The sequence below is a fragment of the Roseibium sp. R5 genome, from assembly GCF_055755305.1.
Window position 1 is genome coordinate 1510891 of the sequence record NZ_CM146910.1, and the last position, 17321, is coordinate 1528211.

General features: G+C 57.0%; 16 protein-coding genes. 10 read left to right on the forward strand and 6 right to left on the reverse strand.

Annotated elements, in window-relative coordinates:
• Positions 1–105 precede the first annotated feature (105 nt).
• A complete protein-coding gene (typA, locus tag AC0J4F_RS07040) occupies positions 106–1929 on the reverse strand; it encodes a translational GTPase TypA (RefSeq protein ID WP_473025813.1) in 1824 nt (607 codons plus the stop codon).
• A 218-nt stretch (positions 1930–2147) separates the two neighbouring features.
• Here typA and AC0J4F_RS07045 point away from each other — a divergent pair, with 218 nt between their 5' ends.
• The 5 genes from AC0J4F_RS07045 (at position 2148) to AC0J4F_RS07065 (ending at position 7011) form a co-directional block, all read left to right on the forward strand.
• Positions 2148–2609, forward strand: coding sequence for a MarR family winged helix-turn-helix transcriptional regulator (locus tag AC0J4F_RS07045; RefSeq protein ID WP_133952355.1), 462 nt, complete (start codon positions 2148–2150; stop codon positions 2607–2609).
• A complete protein-coding gene (locus AC0J4F_RS07050) occupies positions 2606–3820 on the forward strand; it encodes a multidrug effflux MFS transporter (RefSeq protein ID WP_473025815.1) in 1215 nt (404 codons plus the stop codon). Before AC0J4F_RS07045 ends, AC0J4F_RS07050 begins: the two co-directional genes overlap by 4 nt.
• 110 nt (positions 3821–3930) lie before the next feature.
• The gene (folP, locus tag AC0J4F_RS07055; protein WP_473025816.1) at positions 3931–4749 is read left to right on the forward strand and encodes a dihydropteroate synthase; all 819 of its coding nucleotides are present in this window, start codon (positions 3931–3933) and stop codon (positions 4747–4749) included.
• Entirely contained in the window at positions 4750–5280 is a 531-nt protein-coding gene (folK, locus tag AC0J4F_RS07060) for a 2-amino-4-hydroxy-6-hydroxymethyldihydropteridine diphosphokinase (RefSeq protein ID WP_133952349.1), read from the forward strand. It abuts the gene before it with no gap.
• A 315-nt stretch (positions 5281–5595) separates the two neighbouring features.
• Positions 5596–7011 (forward strand): sulfatase-like hydrolase/transferase, encoded by a 1416-nt coding sequence (locus AC0J4F_RS07065; protein WP_473025817.1) that lies wholly within the window; start codon positions 5596–5598, stop codon positions 7009–7011.
• A gap of 193 nt (positions 7012–7204) precedes the next feature.
• Here the strand turns inward: AC0J4F_RS07065 and AC0J4F_RS07070 are convergent, their stop codons facing one another.
• Both AC0J4F_RS07070 and AC0J4F_RS07075 read right to left on the reverse strand, forming a co-directional pair.
• Positions 7205–7891, reverse strand: coding sequence for a hypothetical protein (locus AC0J4F_RS07070; RefSeq protein WP_473025819.1), 687 nt, complete (start codon positions 7889–7891; stop codon positions 7205–7207).
• 3 nt (positions 7892–7894) lie between these two features.
• Complete coding sequence (locus AC0J4F_RS07075; RefSeq protein WP_209176187.1) at positions 7895–9115, reverse strand: argininosuccinate synthase; 1221 nt, start codon at positions 9113–9115, stop codon at positions 7895–7897.
• Positions 9116–9355: 240 nt separating this feature from the next.
• Between AC0J4F_RS07075 and AC0J4F_RS07080 the strand changes: the two genes are divergently transcribed.
• The 3 genes from AC0J4F_RS07080 to AC0J4F_RS07090 are packed head-to-tail and all read left to right on the forward strand — an operon-like array spanning position 9356 to position 12483.
• Positions 9356–9766, forward strand: a complete 411-nt coding sequence (locus AC0J4F_RS07080; protein WP_473025820.1) for a DUF3302 domain-containing protein — start codon at positions 9356–9358, stop codon at positions 9764–9766.
• Positions 9763–10914, forward strand: a complete 1152-nt coding sequence (locus AC0J4F_RS07085) for an HlyD family secretion protein (RefSeq protein WP_473025821.1) — start codon at positions 9763–9765, stop codon at positions 10912–10914. Before AC0J4F_RS07080 ends, AC0J4F_RS07085 begins: the two co-directional genes overlap by 4 nt.
• A gap of 9 nt (positions 10915–10923) precedes the next feature.
• Entirely contained in the window at positions 10924–12483 is a 1560-nt protein-coding gene (locus AC0J4F_RS07090) for an efflux transporter outer membrane subunit (protein WP_473025822.1), read from the forward strand.
• 21 nt (positions 12484–12504) lie between these two features.
• Here AC0J4F_RS07090 and AC0J4F_RS07095 read toward each other — a convergent pair whose 3' ends face one another.
• Entirely contained in the window at positions 12505–13125 is a 621-nt protein-coding gene (locus AC0J4F_RS07095; protein WP_133952335.1) for a TetR/AcrR family transcriptional regulator, read from the reverse strand.
• Positions 13126–13276: 151 nt separating this feature from the next.
• Here AC0J4F_RS07095 and AC0J4F_RS07100 point away from each other — a divergent pair, with 151 nt between their 5' ends.
• Entirely contained in the window at positions 13277–13738 is a 462-nt protein-coding gene (locus tag AC0J4F_RS07100) for a (2Fe-2S)-binding protein (protein ID WP_040451073.1), read from the forward strand.
• 3 nt (positions 13739–13741) lie between these two features.
• Positions 13742–15931 carry a xanthine dehydrogenase family protein molybdopterin-binding subunit gene (locus AC0J4F_RS07105; RefSeq protein ID WP_473025823.1) on the forward strand — a complete coding sequence of 730 codons (2190 nt, stop codon included), beginning with the start codon at positions 13742–13744 and terminating at the stop codon, positions 15929–15931.
• Positions 15932–16003: 72 nt separating this feature from the next.
• Here AC0J4F_RS07105 and AC0J4F_RS07110 read toward each other — a convergent pair whose 3' ends face one another.
• Together AC0J4F_RS07110 and AC0J4F_RS07115 are read right to left on the reverse strand one after the other, a co-directional pair.
• Positions 16004–16510: a hypothetical protein gene (locus AC0J4F_RS07110; RefSeq protein WP_473025824.1), complete on the reverse strand. Its 507-nt coding sequence runs from the start codon at positions 16508–16510 to the stop codon at positions 16004–16006.
• Between the two features lie 153 nt (positions 16511–16663).
• On the reverse strand, positions 16664–17287 hold the full coding sequence (locus AC0J4F_RS07115) for a substrate-binding periplasmic protein (RefSeq protein ID WP_473025825.1): 624 nt from the start codon (positions 17285–17287) through the stop codon (positions 16664–16666).
• Positions 17288–17321 lie beyond the last annotated feature (34 nt).

A 17321-nucleotide genomic window follows, 5' to 3' on the forward strand; every position in this document is an offset into this window, starting at 1 on the left:
GATGGTCAAGCATGGGATGAAGGCAGGAGAATTTGATAAAAACAAAAAACCCGGATCTTTCGACCCAGGCTTTTCAAACTCATACCACCTAGAAAATTAGGAAACTCAGGCGCTTTCTTTTTTCAGGGCGCGTTCCTGGCGCTTGCGCTCGTGCGGGTCGAGTTCGGCCTTGCGCAGACGGATGCTGGATGGGGTGACTTCGACCAGCTCGTCATCCGCGATGTAGGAGAGCGCCGCTTCCAGCGTCAGGCGGATCGGGGTGGTGAGTTTTACCGCATCGTCCTTGCCTGCAGAGCGGATGTTGGTCAGCTGCTTGCCTTTCAGGACGTTGACTTCCAGATCGTTGCCGCGGGTGTGCTCGCCCACGATCATGCCCGGATACACCTTGGTGCCCGGATCGATCATCATCGGGCCGCGGTCTTCCAGGTTGAACAGCGCGTAAGCCACTGCTTCGCCCGTGCCGTTGGACAGAAGAACGCCCGTGTGGCGGCCTGTGATCGGGCCCTTGTAGGCTTCATAGGCGTGGAACAGGCGGTTGAAGATCGCAGAGCCGCGCGTGTCGGACATCAATTCGGCCTGGTAGCCGATGAGGCCGCGGGTCGGGGCGTGGAACACCAGACGGGTACGGCCGCCGCCGGACGGCTTCATTTCCAGAAGATCGGCTTTGCGTTCCTGAAGTTTTTGAACGACGGCGCCGGAGAATTCCTCATCGACGTCGATGATGACTTCCTCGATTGGCTCCAGACGATTGCCGGCCTCATCGAACTGATAAACGACGCGCGGACGGCCAACGCCGAGCTCAAAGCCTTCACGGCGCATGTTCTCAATCAGGATCGCCAGCAGTAGTTCGCCGCGGCCGGAGACGATGAAGGCATCCGGTTCGTCGGTGTCTTCAACCTTCAGCGCGACGTTGCCTTCGGCTTCCTTCATCAGGCGCTCGCGGATAACGCGGGACTGAACCTTGGAGCCTTCGGTGCCTGCGAGCGGGCTGTCGTTGACGCGGAAGGTCATGGAGAGGGTTGGCGGATCGATCGGCTGGGCCTGGATCGGCTCGTCAACACCCGGCGCGCAGAGCGTGTCGGCAACGGTTGCCTTGGTCAGGCCCGCAATTGCGACGATGTCGCCGGCTTCACCCTTTTCGATCGGCTGACGCTCCAGACCACGGAAGGCGAGGATTTTCGAGACGCGGCCGGTCTCGATCTGCTTGCCGTCGCGCGACAGGGCCTTGATGGCCATGTTCGGCGTGGCGGTTCCGGAAACGACACGGCCGGTCAGGATACGGCCGAGGAACGGGTCGGATTCGATTGTTGTCGCCAGCAGCTTGAACTCGCCGTCTTCGGCTTCCGGCTCGGCGACCTTGTCGAGCACCATGTCGAACAGCGGATCCATGTTGTCCTGCGGTCCATTCGGCTCCAGCGCCATCCATTCCTGCTTGGCAGAGCCGTAAAGAACCGGGAAGTCGAGCTGGTCCTCATTGGCATCGAGGGAAGCGAACAAGTCGAACACTTCGTCCAGAACTTCGTCGGCGCGCTGTTCCGGCTTGTCGATCTTGTTGATGGCAACGATCGGCTTCAGGCCGAGTTTCAGTGCTTTGCCAAGAACGAATTTCGTTTGCGGCATCGGGCCTTCGGCAGCGTCGACCAGAAGGATCACGCCGTCGACCATGTGCAGGATGCGCTCCACCTCGCCGCCGAAGTCGGCGTGGCCAGGGGTGTCGACGATGTTGATACGTGTGTCTTTCCAGACCAGCGAGGTCACCTTCGCCAGGATGGTAATGCCACGCTCGCGCTCGATGTCGTTGGAGTCCATCATGCGTTCTTCGGTGCGCTGGTTGTCGCGGAACGCACCGGATTGTTTCAGGAGGACGTCGATCAGAGTGGTTTTGCCATGGTCGACGTGCGCGATGATGGCAATGTTACGCAGTTTCATTAGTAGGCTCCAAAAGACATGAAGCGGGTCCCATGGGAACCCGCAGCACATCTGGATATGAATTTCCGGGATCGGCTGCAGTCTGGTTCTGCCGGGCCGAATTTGGCGCCTTTATACGCGCAGTCCTTGAATTGTGCAATGCAGTGGTAGTTCTGCGCATTGACAGAAATGAACCTCCGCCCTAACTAGTAAGGTATCCTTATTAATTTGAGCTGTTCATGACACTACCTCCACCCAATATCGGTGTGACGATGCTGATTGTTGACCTGGCGCGCATGCTGCGCCGCCAGTTCGAGGCGGCCCTTGCCGATGTCGAAACAGGCTTGACCGTTGGCGAGGCGCGGACACTGTTTTACGTCTGGCGGATGCCGGGTCAGCGGCAAGCGGTTTTGGCCGATGCGATGTACGTGGAACCGATGACCCTCGTGGGCTATCTCGACTCGCTCGAAAAGTCTGGCCTTATCAAGCGCCAGCCCGATCCGTCCGACAAACGCGCGAAACTGGTGCTGCTTACCGAAGACGCCGACCCGCTGCTGGAGCGCATCAGCGTTGCTCTGGAAGGTGTCCGGGCGCGAGCGCTGGAAGGTGTTATGGGGGAAGACCGCAAGGTGCTGGAAACCCTTCTTCAAAACATGAAGGATAGTCTTTTGCTGCTTTCGCCGAACGGGAAGGGTAAATGACAGCAATACCCGCCACTTTAATGAGTGCCCGCAGAACGGCACTGCTCGGCGCCGGTCTTGTGGCCGTCGGGCCCATTTCCATGGCGCTTTACACGCCGGCCATGCCGGCGCTGGTTGAGTTTTTCGGCACGACCGACGGTGCGGTGAAGCTGACTCTGACGTCCTATTTTGCTGGATTTGCCGCCACGCAGCTGGTGTGTGGGCCGTTGACCGACGCTTTCGGCCGCAAGCCGATCACAATCCTTTTTCTTGGCATCTATCTGATTTCCAGCGTGCTGGCGACATTCAGCCCCACAGTAGAGTTCATGGTGGCAGCCCGCGCCCTTCAAGGGGTTGGCGCAGCGATCGGGATTTCTGTCTCGCGCGCAATTGTGCGGGATCAATTCACCGGTCAGGCGTCCGCGCGGATTATGAACACCATTGCCATGATGCTGGCGCTTGGGCCGGCGCTTTCGCCAACGATCGGCGGATTCGTACTCGAGCTGTTCAGCTGGCGGGAAGTCTTCTGGTGCATGGTGATCTACGGCGTGGCGCTGGTGGCGGCCGTGACCGTGTTTCAAGTGGAAACGAACCCATCGCCGGGCAAACATCACCTGAACCCGCGTCAGCTCGCCATCAATTACACCACGCTTTTGAAAGATCCACGGTTTCTCGCGCCAGCAATCCTGATCGGCTGTGGCCTCGGCAACATCTATGCCCTCGCAACCGTGCTGCCCTTCGTGCTGATCTACGAAGTCGGCCTGTCGCCCTCTGTCTTCGGCCTCACCATGATCCTGCAGTCCGGGTCATTTATCCTCGGCACAGTGGTCACCGGTCAGCTGTTGAAAGTGACTGACGCGCACAAGCTGGTGCCCTTCGGATTGGTCATGCTGGTTGTTGCCTCTGTCTTGATGTGCGGCATGACACTGACACAAGCGCCCTCCGTGGCGTCCGTCATGGCGCCCGTTGGCTTGTTTGTATTCGCCTTGGCGTTTGTTCTTCCGGCAAGTTTTACAGATTCCATGGCCCCGTTCCCGCACATTGCAGGCGCAGCTTCGTCCATGCTTGGCTTCCTTCAGTTTGGCGGCGGTGTGGCTGCAAGCCTGATCGTGGCCGTTGCCGGTGATCCTGTTCTCGGGCTTGCTTTTGTGCTTCCGGCAATGCCGGTGGTGGGTGTCGGCTGTTACCTGCTGCTCCGCGGCCAGGACACCCAGCACGCCGCAGCCGAATAACTACGTCTTGATTATCCCGTGTCCGCGGGATTCATTTGCTTGACCTGCCGTTAAGAGCGGGGCATCAGACGAGACTTCTGGTCCAATTGGTGGACGATGAAGGACGACTGATGGCCAAAGCTGCTGCCTACACCTTGCCGGAGAGCCGCGCCCACGTGATGGGCATTTTGAACGTGACACCGGATTCCTTTTCCGATGGCGGCCGGTTCGATGCGACGGACAAGGCGCTTGAGCATGCCCGGTCCATGATCGCCGATGGGGCCGACATTTTGGACATTGGCGCGGAAAGCACACGGCCCGGATCTGAACCGGTTGCGCTGGAGGACGAATGGTCCCGGCTTGCACCGATTTTAGAACCTGTTTGTGAGCTTGGGTGTCCGGTCTCGATCGACACCTACAAGGCGGAGATTGCGCGCCGGGCTGGCGCTGCGGGTGCCGCGATCGTCAACGATGTCTGGGGCCTGCAAAAGGATCCTGCGATGGCTGACACGGCTGCCGAGCTCGGTGTGCCGGTCGTGATGATGCACAACAGGGAGGCCGCGGACGCCGGTATTGATATCCTTGCTGACATGGACCGGTTCTTTGAGAGGTCCATGTCGTTGGCTGAGCGGGCTGGCATCGCGGAAAACAAGCAGATCCTCGACCCGGGATTTGGTTTTGGCAAAACCATTGATCAGAATTTTCTCATTTTGAACCGGCTGGAGACTCTGCAGAAGCACGGCTTGCCTATTCTTGCCGGAGCATCGCGGAAACGCATGATCGGTGCGGTTTTGGGTGTTGAAACCGAGGAACGGCTTTTTGGCTCCATCGCGGTGCATATGACGGCTGTGATGAAGGGTGCATCAATAATAAGAGCCCATGACGTACGTCCACATGCCGATTGTGTGCGTATATCGGAGGCAACACGACTGGAACGGAACCCCGTATAAATGACCCTCCATCAAACGAACCTTGTCACGGCCGAAGTGGCAGCACCGACCCGATGTGCCCTCGGCCTCGGGTCGAACATCGGCGACACGGCCGCGCATTTGAAAAAAGCGCTGGAGCATCTGGACGCCAGCGAGGGAATTACCGTTGTCGCCAGATCGTCCGATTACCGCACACCGCCCTGGGGGCCGGTTCCACAGGACGACTATCGGAACATTTGTGCCGTCGTCGATACCACCTTATCGCCTCAGGACCTGTTGGCGCGGTGTCTTGCCATTGAAACCGAGCTGGGCCGGGTCCGCGATGTTCGCTGGGGACCGCGGATCATTGATATTGATGTCCTGATTTACGGGACCCGGACCGTGAATGAGCCCGATCTGGAGTTGCCGCACCCACGCATGGGAGACCGCGCCTTTGTTCTGATCCCGCTTGCCGAAATCTGGCCGGATGCGCCGCTCGCGGACGGGCAGACAGCCGCAGAGGCCCTGACAACCTGCCCCGATCAGGACGGCGTGGTGAAGATATCAGGGTGAACTGGTGCCTGGGGCGTGTGTGGCGCCGACCAATCTGACTTATTTTTTATTTAAGGTTAGTTGGGCATACGCCGATGCTGTGTGATTAGGTGGTCCTGGTTTGACGCGCGTTTGTCGCTAGCGTCCGAGTCTCACACGAACAAAACTGAATTTTAGTAGACTTCCCGTCACGGAGCGGCACTAAGACGTCGTGGATAAATTGGGCATTGTAATTAAAGCCAGACCGTAGATTGCAAATTTACAACCATTGGTAAGGAGTTTTTAAACCTCACTCCTTATGCCGTTGGTATTGAGTTTGCATCTATAGGTTGTTTAATGAGATTCAGCGTTCGTGCCTTTTTGCCGGAAAATCGCCATTGGAGTGCCGCTTCCTGGGAGTTCGCGATTCTTTCGGTCTTTCTTCCAAACGCCCTTTATCTTGCAATGATGATTTACTTTTGCCCGATAAGGAATTTTCAAATCGGCCTGCTTGCAATGTTGGTTCTTCTCGGAACTATATTAGGCAGATGGTCGTTCTATTTTGTCATGATTTTTGCGATGTCATTGGACGCGTTATTAGTCGCCTCAGTCTACTTTCAGATGCCTGTAGCCATGTTTTTCGACGCAACAAAGTTTGTGTCGACGCTGCAAGTGCAGCACTCAGCGATGTACGTCATGGTATTTGGCGCAGTTATCATGTGCTTCTTTGCGACAAATGTTGTTGTTCAAAGAGCAAAACGACGCCGTAGTGAAATGAGCCTCTATCCTTTTGCCTTTTGTGTAATGCTCATGGTCTTCGCTGATACAATAGCGAACACTACGCCCCAGAAGATGCAGGAAGTCATAAGTGTTGCTGTCGAGCCGTTTTCCGCTGTCGATGACACCGCAACAACTTATGCTGATCTGGGAGTTGTCGTAACGTCTTCGGAACAACCCAATCTGTTAGTTGTCATAGTGGAAGGTTTGGGTGCCTTTTCTAACAGTGAGAGCCAGGAATTGGTCTGGGGTCCTTTGTTGGGAAAAAAGGTGTCGTCCAGATATGATGTATATACCGGCAACGTTTTGTATTCCGGATCAACGTCAACGGCCGAAATACGAGAGCTTTGCAACTTGTTTGCAGACTATCGGGATCTGCGGGATATCGAGCATCTTGATTGTTTACCTAACCGGGCCAAAGAAGTGGGCTATGAAACAGCCGCATTTCATGCGTTTACCGGCGAATTCTTCGAGCGTGTACACTGGTATCCAAAAATTGGTTTTGAAAACATTTTCTTTTTGGAAAACCGTGCTGGTTTGAATGAGCACGTGCCGATCTCCCATTGCGGCACCACGTTTCGTGGCATGTGTGATGATGACGTTGCAGGTTCGGTAGAAGCTTTTCTGTTATCTGAAAGCTCCGGTGCCAAGTTCGCCTATTGGCTGACTTTGAATTCTCATAAACCTGTGGGCCGTCATGAAGTGCCAGATCGCCTGAATTGCTGGGATGGCGGTGTATTTGACGATCAAGAGCTGTGCCGGATGGCAGAGCACTGGTTGAACATATCCCATCTCGTTTCTGATATTGCGATGAACCCTTTGTTGCGTGACACAGAAATTCTGCTGGTCGGAGATCACCAGCCGCCGTTGTTTACGCGTCATGGCAGGCGCCAATTTCAAGATGAACGCGTCGCTTGGTTGCACCTTAGTCCGAGGAACTCGAGCGAAAATCACTTTGACCTTGCGACAATTAATGCAGCTTTCTTCATCCATTGAACACTGGCGGCAATTGGTTCGACGCTCACATTTGATGGCCGAATAGCTCAGAGCGCGTATGCCCCTGCCATTGCGACGGAATCGCTTAGAACCGAGCATGATAATGTCAGACCGACCGACGCAGGCGCGCGCATTGGTGTTTCGGGCTGGTGCCAGCTGTTAACCAAAGCGCAGTCACTGTGCGTTTCAGATCTCAGGCTAAGCCTACAAAACTCTTCATATGAAAGCGGCCGTTTGTAGCGTCCGGCGCGTAGTGCTGGCCGACTGGGCAGGCTTTTCGGGCCTGGCACCCGCTCCAGCATCCGGCATCTGGTGTGCAGCCCAGATACTCCAGGCAACGCGCGACGTCATAGCCTGTGTCCAATTGAATGGCGTCGACCGGGCAGGCCGTCAGGCAGGGTTTTTCCTGGCACGTGAGGCAAGGACCAGGAGTGTCTTCGCCAGTTGAAGTGTCTAGCTCATCGGTGGACAGAAAGGCTGCTCTGAGCCCGGCCCAAGGCCCGTAGGTTGTGTGCGCGAGAAGTCCAAACGGGCTCTGGGAGAACCCCCCGCACTTCAAAGCCCATTTCTGAAACGGATGGTAAGGCGGGCCGTCAAACGGAAAGAGTGGCTTGAAGCCGAAGTCAGCGGCAAGTTTGCTCAAAACCCGCCGTGTATACCGATCCATCGGATCAGGCTGTCCATCTTGAGCTTCCGGCGCCGCCTTGAAGGTGGGCCACAATCCAGGGCCGGTGCTGCCAATGATCAGCAGGGTTTTGGGCGCAGAGCCCCCGCCTGTCGCCGGCGCCAAGTCTGTGTCCTCCGGTTTAAAACCGCCGAACAAAAGAAAACCCGCCGCAACAAGCTTTTCGGAAAAGCGGGTTGCGGCGGGTGTGTTCATGGCTCAGCCGAGCCGGTTGCGCTTGGCAAGCGTGCGCAGGCGCAGAGCGTTCAGCTTGATGAAGCCGGCAGCGTCTTTTTGATCGTAGGCGCCGTGGTCGTCTTCAAAGGTTACCAGCTCTTCTGCATAGAGCGAATAGGGCGACGCACGGCCGACAACGATCACGTTGCCCTTGTAGAGTTTCAGGCGAACGGTGCCAGTCACGTGCTCCTGGCTCTTGTCGATCAGAGCCTGCAGCATTTCCCGCTCAGGTGAGAACCAGAAGCCGTTGTAAATCAGCTCGGCGTAGCGTGGCATTAACTCGTCTTTGAGATGGCCTGCGCCGCGATCGAGCGTGATCGACTCCATGGCGCGGTGCGCCTGCAGCAGGATCGTGCCGCCCGGGGTCTCATAGATGCCGCGGCTCTTCATGCCGACAAACCGGTTTTCAACCATGTCCAGGCGGCCAATGCCGTTGTCGCGGCCATAATCGTTGAGCTTTGCGAACAGTGTTGCCGGAGACATTTTTTCGCCGTTCAGAGAAACTGCATCGCCCTTTTCGAAGCCGATCTCGATTTCCGTGACAACGTCCGGGGCCTCGGTCGGGTCAACGGTGCGCTGGAACACATAGTTCGGCGCTTCCTCGTTCGGGTCTTCCAGAACCTTTCCTTCGGAAGACGAGTGCAGCATGTTGGCGTCCACTGAGAACGGGGCTTCGCCGCGCTTGTCTTTCGGAACCGGGATCTGGTTCTTCTCGGCGAAGTCCAAGAGATCGGTCCGGGATTTGAAGGTCCAATCCCGCCACGGCGCGATTACCTTGATGTCCGGGTTGAGGGCATACGCTGAGAGCTCAAAGCGAACCTGGTCATTGCCCTTGCCGGTCGCGCCATGGGCAACTGCATCGGCGCCGGTTTCTTCGGCGATCTCGATCAACCGCTTGGAGATCAGCGGACGGGCAATCGAGGTACCGAGCAGGTAGACACCTTCATAAACGGCATTGGCTCGGAACATCGGGAAGACGAAGTCGCGAATGAATTCTTCGCGCAGGTCATCAATGTAGATTTCCTTGATGCCCATCATCTCGGCTTTTTTGCGCGCCGGCTCCAGCTCTTCTCCCTGACCGAGATCTGCCGTGAAGGTTACAACTTCGCAGCCGAGTTCGGTTTGCAGCCATTTCAGGATGATGGACGTGTCGAGGCCGCCGGAATAGGCCAGCACGACTTTCTTGATGTCACCATACGCCATTGAGGGAGGATCCAGTTCGTGAGTTGTGCGGAGGGGTCCGCTTCGTTGAAATTTGCGGCAATTTAGCCGGTTCTATTCGCCGCGCAAGCCCCAGAAGTGTGCAAAAGACCGCCGTTTCAATGATCCTTCACTTGAAACACGCGTGGAGCGGGCCGCAAGAAGGGTTGCAATTGCCAGCCGGGCGTCTGAGGGTGTCGGAAGGGCGAACCTTAACCATGTGGGGGCTGGCGCGGAGGACCCATGAACCTGATTGACTTCAAGCTCGACGGCTATGATTACCTGACCTTCTTGATCGGTGTTCTGGCGGTTGTCGCATTCTTTTATGTCATGATCACGCTGGGCGGTCTTCCAGGCAAACTCGCGGAAAAGCGCAAGCACCCGCATGCTGAATCCGTGAAACTGGGCGGTTGGATTGGCCTGTTTACGGTCTTTCCCTGGATTCACGCGTTGATGTGGTCCTACCACGATTCCCTGACGATCGACATTCGCAAGCTTCCGAAGGGGAGTGAAATCAAGGCAAACGAAGACGCCGGGGATGGAGGGGCGGATCAGTTGTCAGCGACGCCGGTCCTGTCCAGTGCCATCGGTGAAGCCGAGGCTCAGGTCAGCGCGCAATCGGAAGAGTTGCCCAAGTCCGGGGGCGCGGCATGACGATTGCCCTTCTGATCCTTGGGGCCTATGGCATCTTTGCCTGGCTGGTTTTCTACAAGTTCAAACTTCTGAAGTTTAACGTTGCCTGGGGTGTGGTGACCTTCTGGGTTGGCTTTCACGTCCTGTTTCTGTTGGTTGTCTTCCTGCGTTTCTTCGCGCCTTACACGATTGACGGACATGTGATCCGCCAGACAATCCAGATCGCACCCCGGCTGCCGCATCCGACCTTGTTGCAAGAGGTGTTCGTCACTCAGAACCAGCCGGTGAAGAAGGGCGACAAACTCTATCAGTTTGAATCAACGCTGTATGACGCCCAGCTTGCAGAAGCGCAGGCCAACCTTGTCGAGGCGCAGCAAAATGCGCTGATCCTACAAGAAGATGTCGTTCTCGCGCAGGACCAGCTGGCTCAGGCTGAGGCCAATGAAACTTTTGCCGCTGAGCAGGTCAAGCGCTACACGGATCTTGTTCCGAAAGGCGGTGCCCGCCAGGAAACGCTTGATCAATGGACGGCACAATTGGCAGGGGCTAAAGCGCAAGTGGCCGAGGCCGAAGCGAATGTGACGAAAGCGCAGCTCGCTGTCGCGGCGCAAATCGATGGTGTGAATGCCCAGGTGGCGGCGGCGCAGGCCCAAGTCGACCAGGCGCAGTATTATTTTGATCAGACCACCATCTATGCGCCGGAGGACGGCCGGATCATCAGTCAGCAGGCGCGGCCTGGACTTGTTGTTGGCGGCTTCCGGATCGCGTCCATCGCCGCCTTTGTTGCAGACGCAAATCCTTATTTTCTTGGAACCTTTTATCAGGAACACCTGAAATTCGTGGAGCCCGGCCAGCCGGTTGAGGTTGCCCTCGATATTTATCCCGGGCAGGTGTTTACCGGAAAAGTGAAGGCGATTTGGGAAGGGACCGGGCAAGGTCAGATCAAGCCGAGCGGAAATGTGCCGAACTTCCTGTTCATGCATCCGCAGGGGCGATTTGCGGTTGAGATCGTCATGGATGAAGATCCGGCTCTCAAAAGGTTCCCGGGCGGTGCTCATGGAGCTGCGGCGATCTATACGGGCGGCGGCGGAGAATGGGTGTCCGTGCTGCGCCGGGTCAATATGCGGTTGTATGCCTGGGTGAATTTCATCATCCCGTTTGATGTGTAGGTGATGACGGTGAGCGTGTTTCGACAATTGGGTTTGTTTGCCAGCGTTGCAGGCGCCGCTTTCTTGTCCGGATGTATGGTCGGTCCGGATTTCGAGCGCCCAGAGGCGCCGGTGCTCGACAGTTGGGGCAAGGGCGCAAACCTCACCGTCGATCACCGCACCGGCTTTACCACCCGCAGCGCTGCCTCCGTGCCGTGGTGGCATGTTTTCAAGGATGAAACGCTGAATGGCCTGATCGCGGAGGCCTACCGCCAGAACGTTGAGCTGCAGGCAGCCGGTGTCCGGGTTTACCAGGCGCGCGCCCAGCTCGGCATCGCGCGCGGCGAGCTGTTTCCCCAGGTCCAGCAGTTGAAAGGGAACTCGGAGAACATCCGGTTCAGCACGCAGGATCCGATCATCCGTGATCTTGAGCGGGCAGGTCTGGTGGACAGTCACATCTCGCGTGTTTCTGCAGGGTTTGACGCGGCGTGGGAAATTGACATCTGGGGCAAGATCCGCCGGGACGTTCAATCTGCCAAAGCGAATTTGAACGCCAACCTGGCATCCTACGACGATGCGCTGGTGACGCTCACCGGGGATATTGCGGCGACATACGTCACCATCCGGGAGCTGCAGCAACTCGTCGCCTCGAGCCGGAAGAATGCGGCGCTTCAGAAAAAGTCTCTGAACCTTACTCAGCTCCGGCTGGAAAACGGCGTTGCATCCCAGTTGGATGTTCATGAAGCGACCGTTCTTTACAACAACACGCTTGCGGCCATTCCGGGCTACGAGGCGGAGCTTGCGCAGGCCTACAACGCCATGAGTGTGCTGTTGAGCGAGCCGCCGGGTAAAATGAAAGCCCGATTTTCCGGCCGGTCAGGCTTTCCCCGGGTACCAGCGGAAGTCGCGATCGGCGTTCCGGCGGACATGTTGCGCCGCCGCCCCGACATTCGCCAAGCCGAGTACATCGCAGCTGCCCAATCGGCACAAATCGGTGTAGCCAAGGCAGATCTCTTCCCGGCATTCACCATTGCCGGGGCGATCGGTGTACGGGCAGATGATTTTTCAAATCTCTTTACTGGCGGGGCGACAGCAGCCCTCTTCAATCCCGGTTTTTCCTGGAATTTCCTGAATTACGGCCGGATCCAGAACAATGTCCGGGTGCAGGATGCCAAGTTTCAGGAAGCCTTGTTGAACTATGAAAACACGGTGTTGTCCGCTTATGCGGAAGTGGAAAATGCGCTGACCGGGTTTTTGCGATCCAAGCAGCAGGCGCTTTACCTTCGGCGGAGTTTGAGGGCGGCTCGCAGCTCTGTCGGCGAGGTGGAAGCCCAATATGAAGACGGCACGGCGTCCTACAATCGCGTGGTTGATGCGCAAAAGAGCCTGCTTGTGGCCGAGGAGCGGCTGATTGCTGCGGAAGCGAACGTGCTCACCAACCTCGTTGCGGTTTACAAGGGGCTCGGTGGTGGCTGGGCGCCAGAGAACGTCCGCGGTCTCATATCCGATGAAACCCGAGCCCAAATGGCGGACCGGACACGCTGGGGACAGCTTTTGGATAACCCTGTGGGGCCTTCGGGGAAAAGTTAGGATCAGGACCCGATGGGCTGATCAAGCGGACTTTTTTGCGGCTTCAGTTTCCGGTGCAGCATATTGCGCCAGGAACAGATCAACACTCTCGTTGATGATCTTGTCCATCTCGTCGCGTTCGGCGACCCGGTTGGCATAGATGTTCGGAAAAAAGCTGCGCGACTTGATGAGGCCGAGGAACTGTTCTGCCGCGACAGCCGGATCTTGAACTGAAAGGCGCCCATCGGATGTCGCCCGTTCCATGAACTCTGCGAAAATGCTGAGCTTGGTCATGCGGGCGTTCATGTCCGCCGCCAGTTCCGGGTCCCGGATCGTTTCACTCATGACCATGCGGGCAAGGTTCATGAAGCACGGAGAAACCATGAGCTCGCCCTCGGCCCAGCCGAGTTCGATCAAGGCATCGCGGATCGGTTTGTCCCGGTCATAAGGGACTTCAAGCGCTGAATTGACCTGGTCTGCCAGGCATTGGTTGATCGCTTTGAAAAGCGTTTCCTTGCTTTCAAAGTGATTGTAGACGGTGCGTTTGGAAACCTGCGCCCGTTCCGAAATCCGGTCCATGCTTGCACCGGCAAAACCTTTTTCCTGGAACTCGGCGATGGCCGCTTCGACGATTTGTTTCTTTTTCTGGTCGGATACCGACATTGTTTACCCAGCGCTTCTTATCGCTCTTTAATCCCAAAATTTGAGCCCTATGTAAACTAGGGCGTTTACAGATGCGGATCTAGAGATTACACTGCACAGTGTAGTTTACATCCTTCAGCCAGTCTAGGCCAGCCAAGGGAGACGCCTCCTCATGTCTGTAACTTTGAAAATTAACGGGGAAACGCGCACGCTTGATGCGGATCCCGAGAGCCCTCTGCTGTGGGCTCTGCGCGACGAGCTCGGAATGACCGGCACCAAATTCGGGTGCGGCATCGCATCATGCGGTGCTTGCACGGTCCACTGGGACGGTATGCCGATCCGTTCTTGCCAAACCATGGTCGGTGACCTTGAGGGCGCCGAAATTACCACAATCGAAGGCGTGAACGGAAAAGCTGCCAAGGCCGTTCAGGAAGCCTGGAACGAGCTGGACGTGCCGCAATGCGGGTACTGCCAGTCCGGTCAGATCATGGCAGCCACGGCGCTTCTGACCGATACTCCTAAGCCGACCGATGAAGACATCGACGCCGCCATGGACGGAAACGTCTGCCGCTGCGCGACCTACGCCCGGATCCGCAAGGCGATCCATGCCGCAGCCGACAAGATGGAGGCCTAAGTCATGTTGCATCTCCTTCAAAAACCCCTTGAGTCTCCCAAGCCGAGCCGCCGGACATTTCTGAAAATGTCGGCCGGTGCAGTTGGTGGTCTGATCATCGCCGCCAAGATGCCCAACACGGCGAAAGCCGCTGCTGATGCGGGTGAATTCGTTCAGCCGTTTGTGCACATCCGGCCGGACAACACGGTCGTGGTCCTGTCCAAACACCTCGACAAGGGTCAGGGCACGGCAAACGGTCTGGCAACATTGGTTGCTGATGAACTCGACGCATCTCACGAGCAAATTGTGCTGGAGCTGGCCCCGTCCAACCCGCAGCTTTATGCCAACAGCCTGTTCGGCGTTCAGGGCACAGGTGGCTCCACCGCCATGCCGAACGCTTTCATGCAGTACCGCCAGGCGGGTGCCGCTGCCAAGGCAATGGTTATCTCCGCGGCTGCCAAGGAATGGGGTGTGCCGGCCGGTGAAATCACCGTTTCCGGCGGAGTTGTGTCCCACTCTTCGGGTAAATCGGCAACGCTCGGTGAGCTTGCAGGTTTGGCAGCAAACGAAGATGTTCCTGCGGACCCGGCACTGAAAACACCGGACCAGTGGGTCTATATCGGCAAGTCTTTCCCGCGCAAGGACGTCAAGAACAAAACGGTTGGCGCGCCGAACACCTACACCATCGACTTCAACCGTGAGGGAATGCTGACCGCAACGGTTGCCCGTTCACCGCGGTTTGGCGGCACGGTCAAGTCCTTCGATGCGACTGAAGCCAAGAAGGTCGCAGGTGTCGTCGACATCTTCCAGATACCGAATGGCGTTGCCGTGGTTGCAGAAAGCACCTGGCCGGCCATCAAGGCACGCGACCTTCTGGAGATCGAGTGGGACGACAGTGCAGCTGAGACCCGCTCCACTGACGCAATGATGACCGAACTCAAGAATATGACAACCAAGCCGGGCCTCAAGGTTCGCGAAGATGGCGATGTCGATGCCGCCTTGGACGCGTCGGCGAAGGTCATGGAAATCGACTACGATTTCCCATTCCTTGCCCATGGCGCCATGGAGCCGCTGGATATTGTCGGTGAATTCGATGGTGAAACAGCACAGTTCTGGTTTGGCTCGCAAATTCCGACCATCGATCATAACGTTGCCTCCACCATCCTCGGCATTCCGTTCGAGAAGGTCAGCATCAACACATTGTGGGCCGGTGGATCCTTTGGACGCCGGGCGCAAGGGGATGCGCACCCAGTCTCGGAGATTTCCTTCCTGTTGAAGGCGATGCGGGAAGCCGGCATGGAGCCGCGTCCGGTGAAGATCGTTTGGACCCGTGAAGACGACATGGCTGGCGGTTACTACCGCCCAATGTCAGCCCACAAGATCAAGGTTGGTCTCGACGGCGACGGCAACGTCACGGCGGTGAAATACAACATCGCGGCGAAGTCCATCATCAAGGGCACTGCCTTTGAGCCGATGCTGATGCCGAATGGTGTGGATCACAACATGACCGAAGGGGCATCCGACACGACCTATTCGTTCCCGATGATGAACATGGATCAGGCATTCCAGGAAACGCCGGTGCCGGTTCTATGGTGGCGGTCCGTGGGGCACACCCACACAGCCTATGTCATGGAAACGATGATCGACCGGATTGCAAAGGAAACCGGCAAAGACCCGGTGGCTCTGCGCCTTGAGCTTCTCAAGGACGATCCGCGCAAGACGAATGTGTTGAAGCTGGCTGCCGAAAAGGCCGGTTGGGACACGCCGTTGCCGGAGGGCCGTCATCGCGGCGTTGCCGTTCACAAGTCCTTCGGGTCTTATGTGGCGGAAGTCGTCGAGATTTCCTTCCGCGAGGATGGAACGGTCAAGGTGGAAAAGGTCACAGCAGCTGTCGACTGCGGAGTGCCGGTTAACCCGGACAACATCCGTGCACAGGTTGAAGGCGGAATTGGATATGGTCTCGGTGCAATCCTGCGCAACCAGGTGACGCTCTCCGACGGGTATGTCGAAGAGACAAACTTCGACACTTATGAGTCGCTGCGCATTTCCGACATGCCTGAAATCGACGTGCACATCGTTGCCTCGACCGAATCTCCGACCGGGATCGGTGAGCCGGGAACACCGCCAATTGGCCCGGCTGTGGCCAATGCAATTGCGGCTGCAAAGGACGAGTGGATCACAAGTCTGCCGTTCACGAAAGCCGGTCTGGTCTAGGCCGGATCAGACAAAGAATGCGAAAGGCCGCCCTGGAGGCGGCCTTTTTGCTGTTATGGGATCAGAGCGCTGTTATGCCCTGCGCAGAGCAACGATCCCGGCAACGGCAAGGCCGTACAGCAAGTGCCCAAAGAACGAGGCAAATGCCAGATCCCCAAAACCCAGAAACGCTGGAAAGCCGGCCACCAGGTGCGCCATCACATACATGGCAAAGATCCAAAGGCCGATGCCGAAACCAGCGCCTGTCAGTGACCAGGGAAACTCGACCGGCAGAAGCCGGGCAATGGGTTGCGCGACAAAAAGGTATCCGAGTGGATAGATGATGAGACCGGTTGCTATGTGGATCGTCTCGGCTAGAAAACTGGAGGATATCCCGAAACTGGATTTGATAAGGCCCGCAGGCTCCAAGGGTCCTCCGATCAAAAGAGGTGTTACACCCCGCGCCCAAACTTCCCAGACACCGGTGGCAACCAAACCGGCGAGAAGCAGAGTGATGGCTGTGGCTGGGGTAAGAGGAGGCAGGAGGTGCGGCGCACTTGGCTCGCGGCGGCGGGAGCCGCTGTAATCAATACTTGTCATGACGATCTCCGGGAGTTTCTGTTCGGCAGAAAAGCCGGGACCAACCCCGGCATCCCGTGAAATGGGGATTGAAAGCGTCACGTTCAACTCACAGATGAGTTAGGAACTGATCGGTTTTGCAAAGCACTTATGCGTCCGACGCAGCTCTTCCTGTCATGATCCCAAACTGTACCGCTCAAGTATCATTTGAAGAGAGCCATCGGACCGCATCACGTCAAACGCCTCCCGAATCGGCTGGAGTATTTCTTCAGGCGTTTCGAGAGTTGCAGCTATGGAAACGTCGAACCGGTCCAGAACTTCGCCCGGAACCAATCGCTCTGGATCGAGCCCCTCTCGTTCCATCGACCAGAGTGCCAGCATTCTGAAACTGATCATTGCGTTCGAGTTGCCATACGCCAACATTTTCACCATGGAAAAATTGTCTGGCGCGACGTCCAGATTTTGAAGCCCCAGCCGGATCCCGAGTTCTTCCATAGCAGACCCGCCCTGTACTGTAATACTCGGGAGTTTGCGCGCAGCGTCGAGTGTCAGGATGGGACCGTCATCAATGGTGTAAAGCCGGACTTCTTCAGTGAGGATCGGGACGACCCATTTGTATCGCGTCTCGCGGTCCGGCGTACGGGCCAATGGGGCCATCAGGACGTTTTCGCCTTGTTTCAGGGTCTCCATGGCTCTGCGCCAGGGCAGCGAGACGATTTCCAAAGGAGCGTCCAGACGCGACAAAAGTTCGCGAACCACGTCGATAACAAACCCGGTTCGGCCTTCATCAGATGGCAAGGAGTAGGGCGGCACTTCCGCGGTAACAAATAAA

What these genes read in the sequence shown, in the direction of transcription:
- folP (WP_473025816.1), top strand. Translation starts at nt 3,931, where the DNA reads ATGGCCAAAGCTGCTGCCTACACCTTGCCGGAGAGCCGCGCCCACGTG.
- AC0J4F_RS07070 (WP_473025819.1), bottom strand. Translation starts at nt 7,891, where the DNA reads ATGAACACACCCGCCGCAACCCGCTTTTCCGAAAAGCTTGTTGCGGCG.
- AC0J4F_RS07105 (WP_473025823.1), top strand. Translation starts at nt 13,742, where the DNA reads ATGTTGCATCTCCTTCAAAAACCCCTTGAGTCTCCCAAGCCGAGCCGC.
- AC0J4F_RS07095 (WP_133952335.1), bottom strand. Translation starts at nt 13,125, where the DNA reads ATGTCGGTATCCGACCAGAAAAAGAAACAAATCGTCGAAGCGGCCATC.
- AC0J4F_RS07075 (WP_209176187.1), bottom strand. Translation starts at nt 9,115, where the DNA reads ATGGCGTATGGTGACATCAAGAAAGTCGTGCTGGCCTATTCCGGCGGC.
- AC0J4F_RS07085 (WP_473025821.1), top strand. Translation starts at nt 9,763, where the DNA reads ATGACGATTGCCCTTCTGATCCTTGGGGCCTATGGCATCTTTGCCTGG.
- AC0J4F_RS07110 (WP_473025824.1), bottom strand. Translation starts at nt 16,510, where the DNA reads ATGACAAGTATTGATTACAGCGGCTCCCGCCGCCGCGAGCCAAGTGCG.
- AC0J4F_RS07100 (WP_040451073.1), top strand. Translation starts at nt 13,277, where the DNA reads ATGTCTGTAACTTTGAAAATTAACGGGGAAACGCGCACGCTTGATGCG.
- folK (WP_133952349.1), top strand. Translation starts at nt 4,750, where the DNA reads ATGACCCTCCATCAAACGAACCTTGTCACGGCCGAAGTGGCAGCACCG.
- AC0J4F_RS07045 (WP_133952355.1), top strand. Translation starts at nt 2,148, where the DNA reads ATGACACTACCTCCACCCAATATCGGTGTGACGATGCTGATTGTTGAC.
- AC0J4F_RS07080 (WP_473025820.1), top strand. Translation starts at nt 9,356, where the DNA reads ATGAACCTGATTGACTTCAAGCTCGACGGCTATGATTACCTGACCTTC.
- typA (WP_473025813.1), bottom strand. Translation starts at nt 1,929, where the DNA reads ATGAAACTGCGTAACATTGCCATCATCGCGCACGTCGACCATGGCAAA.
- AC0J4F_RS07065 (WP_473025817.1), top strand. Translation starts at nt 5,596, where the DNA reads ATGAGATTCAGCGTTCGTGCCTTTTTGCCGGAAAATCGCCATTGGAGT.
- AC0J4F_RS07050 (WP_473025815.1), top strand. Translation starts at nt 2,606, where the DNA reads ATGACAGCAATACCCGCCACTTTAATGAGTGCCCGCAGAACGGCACTG.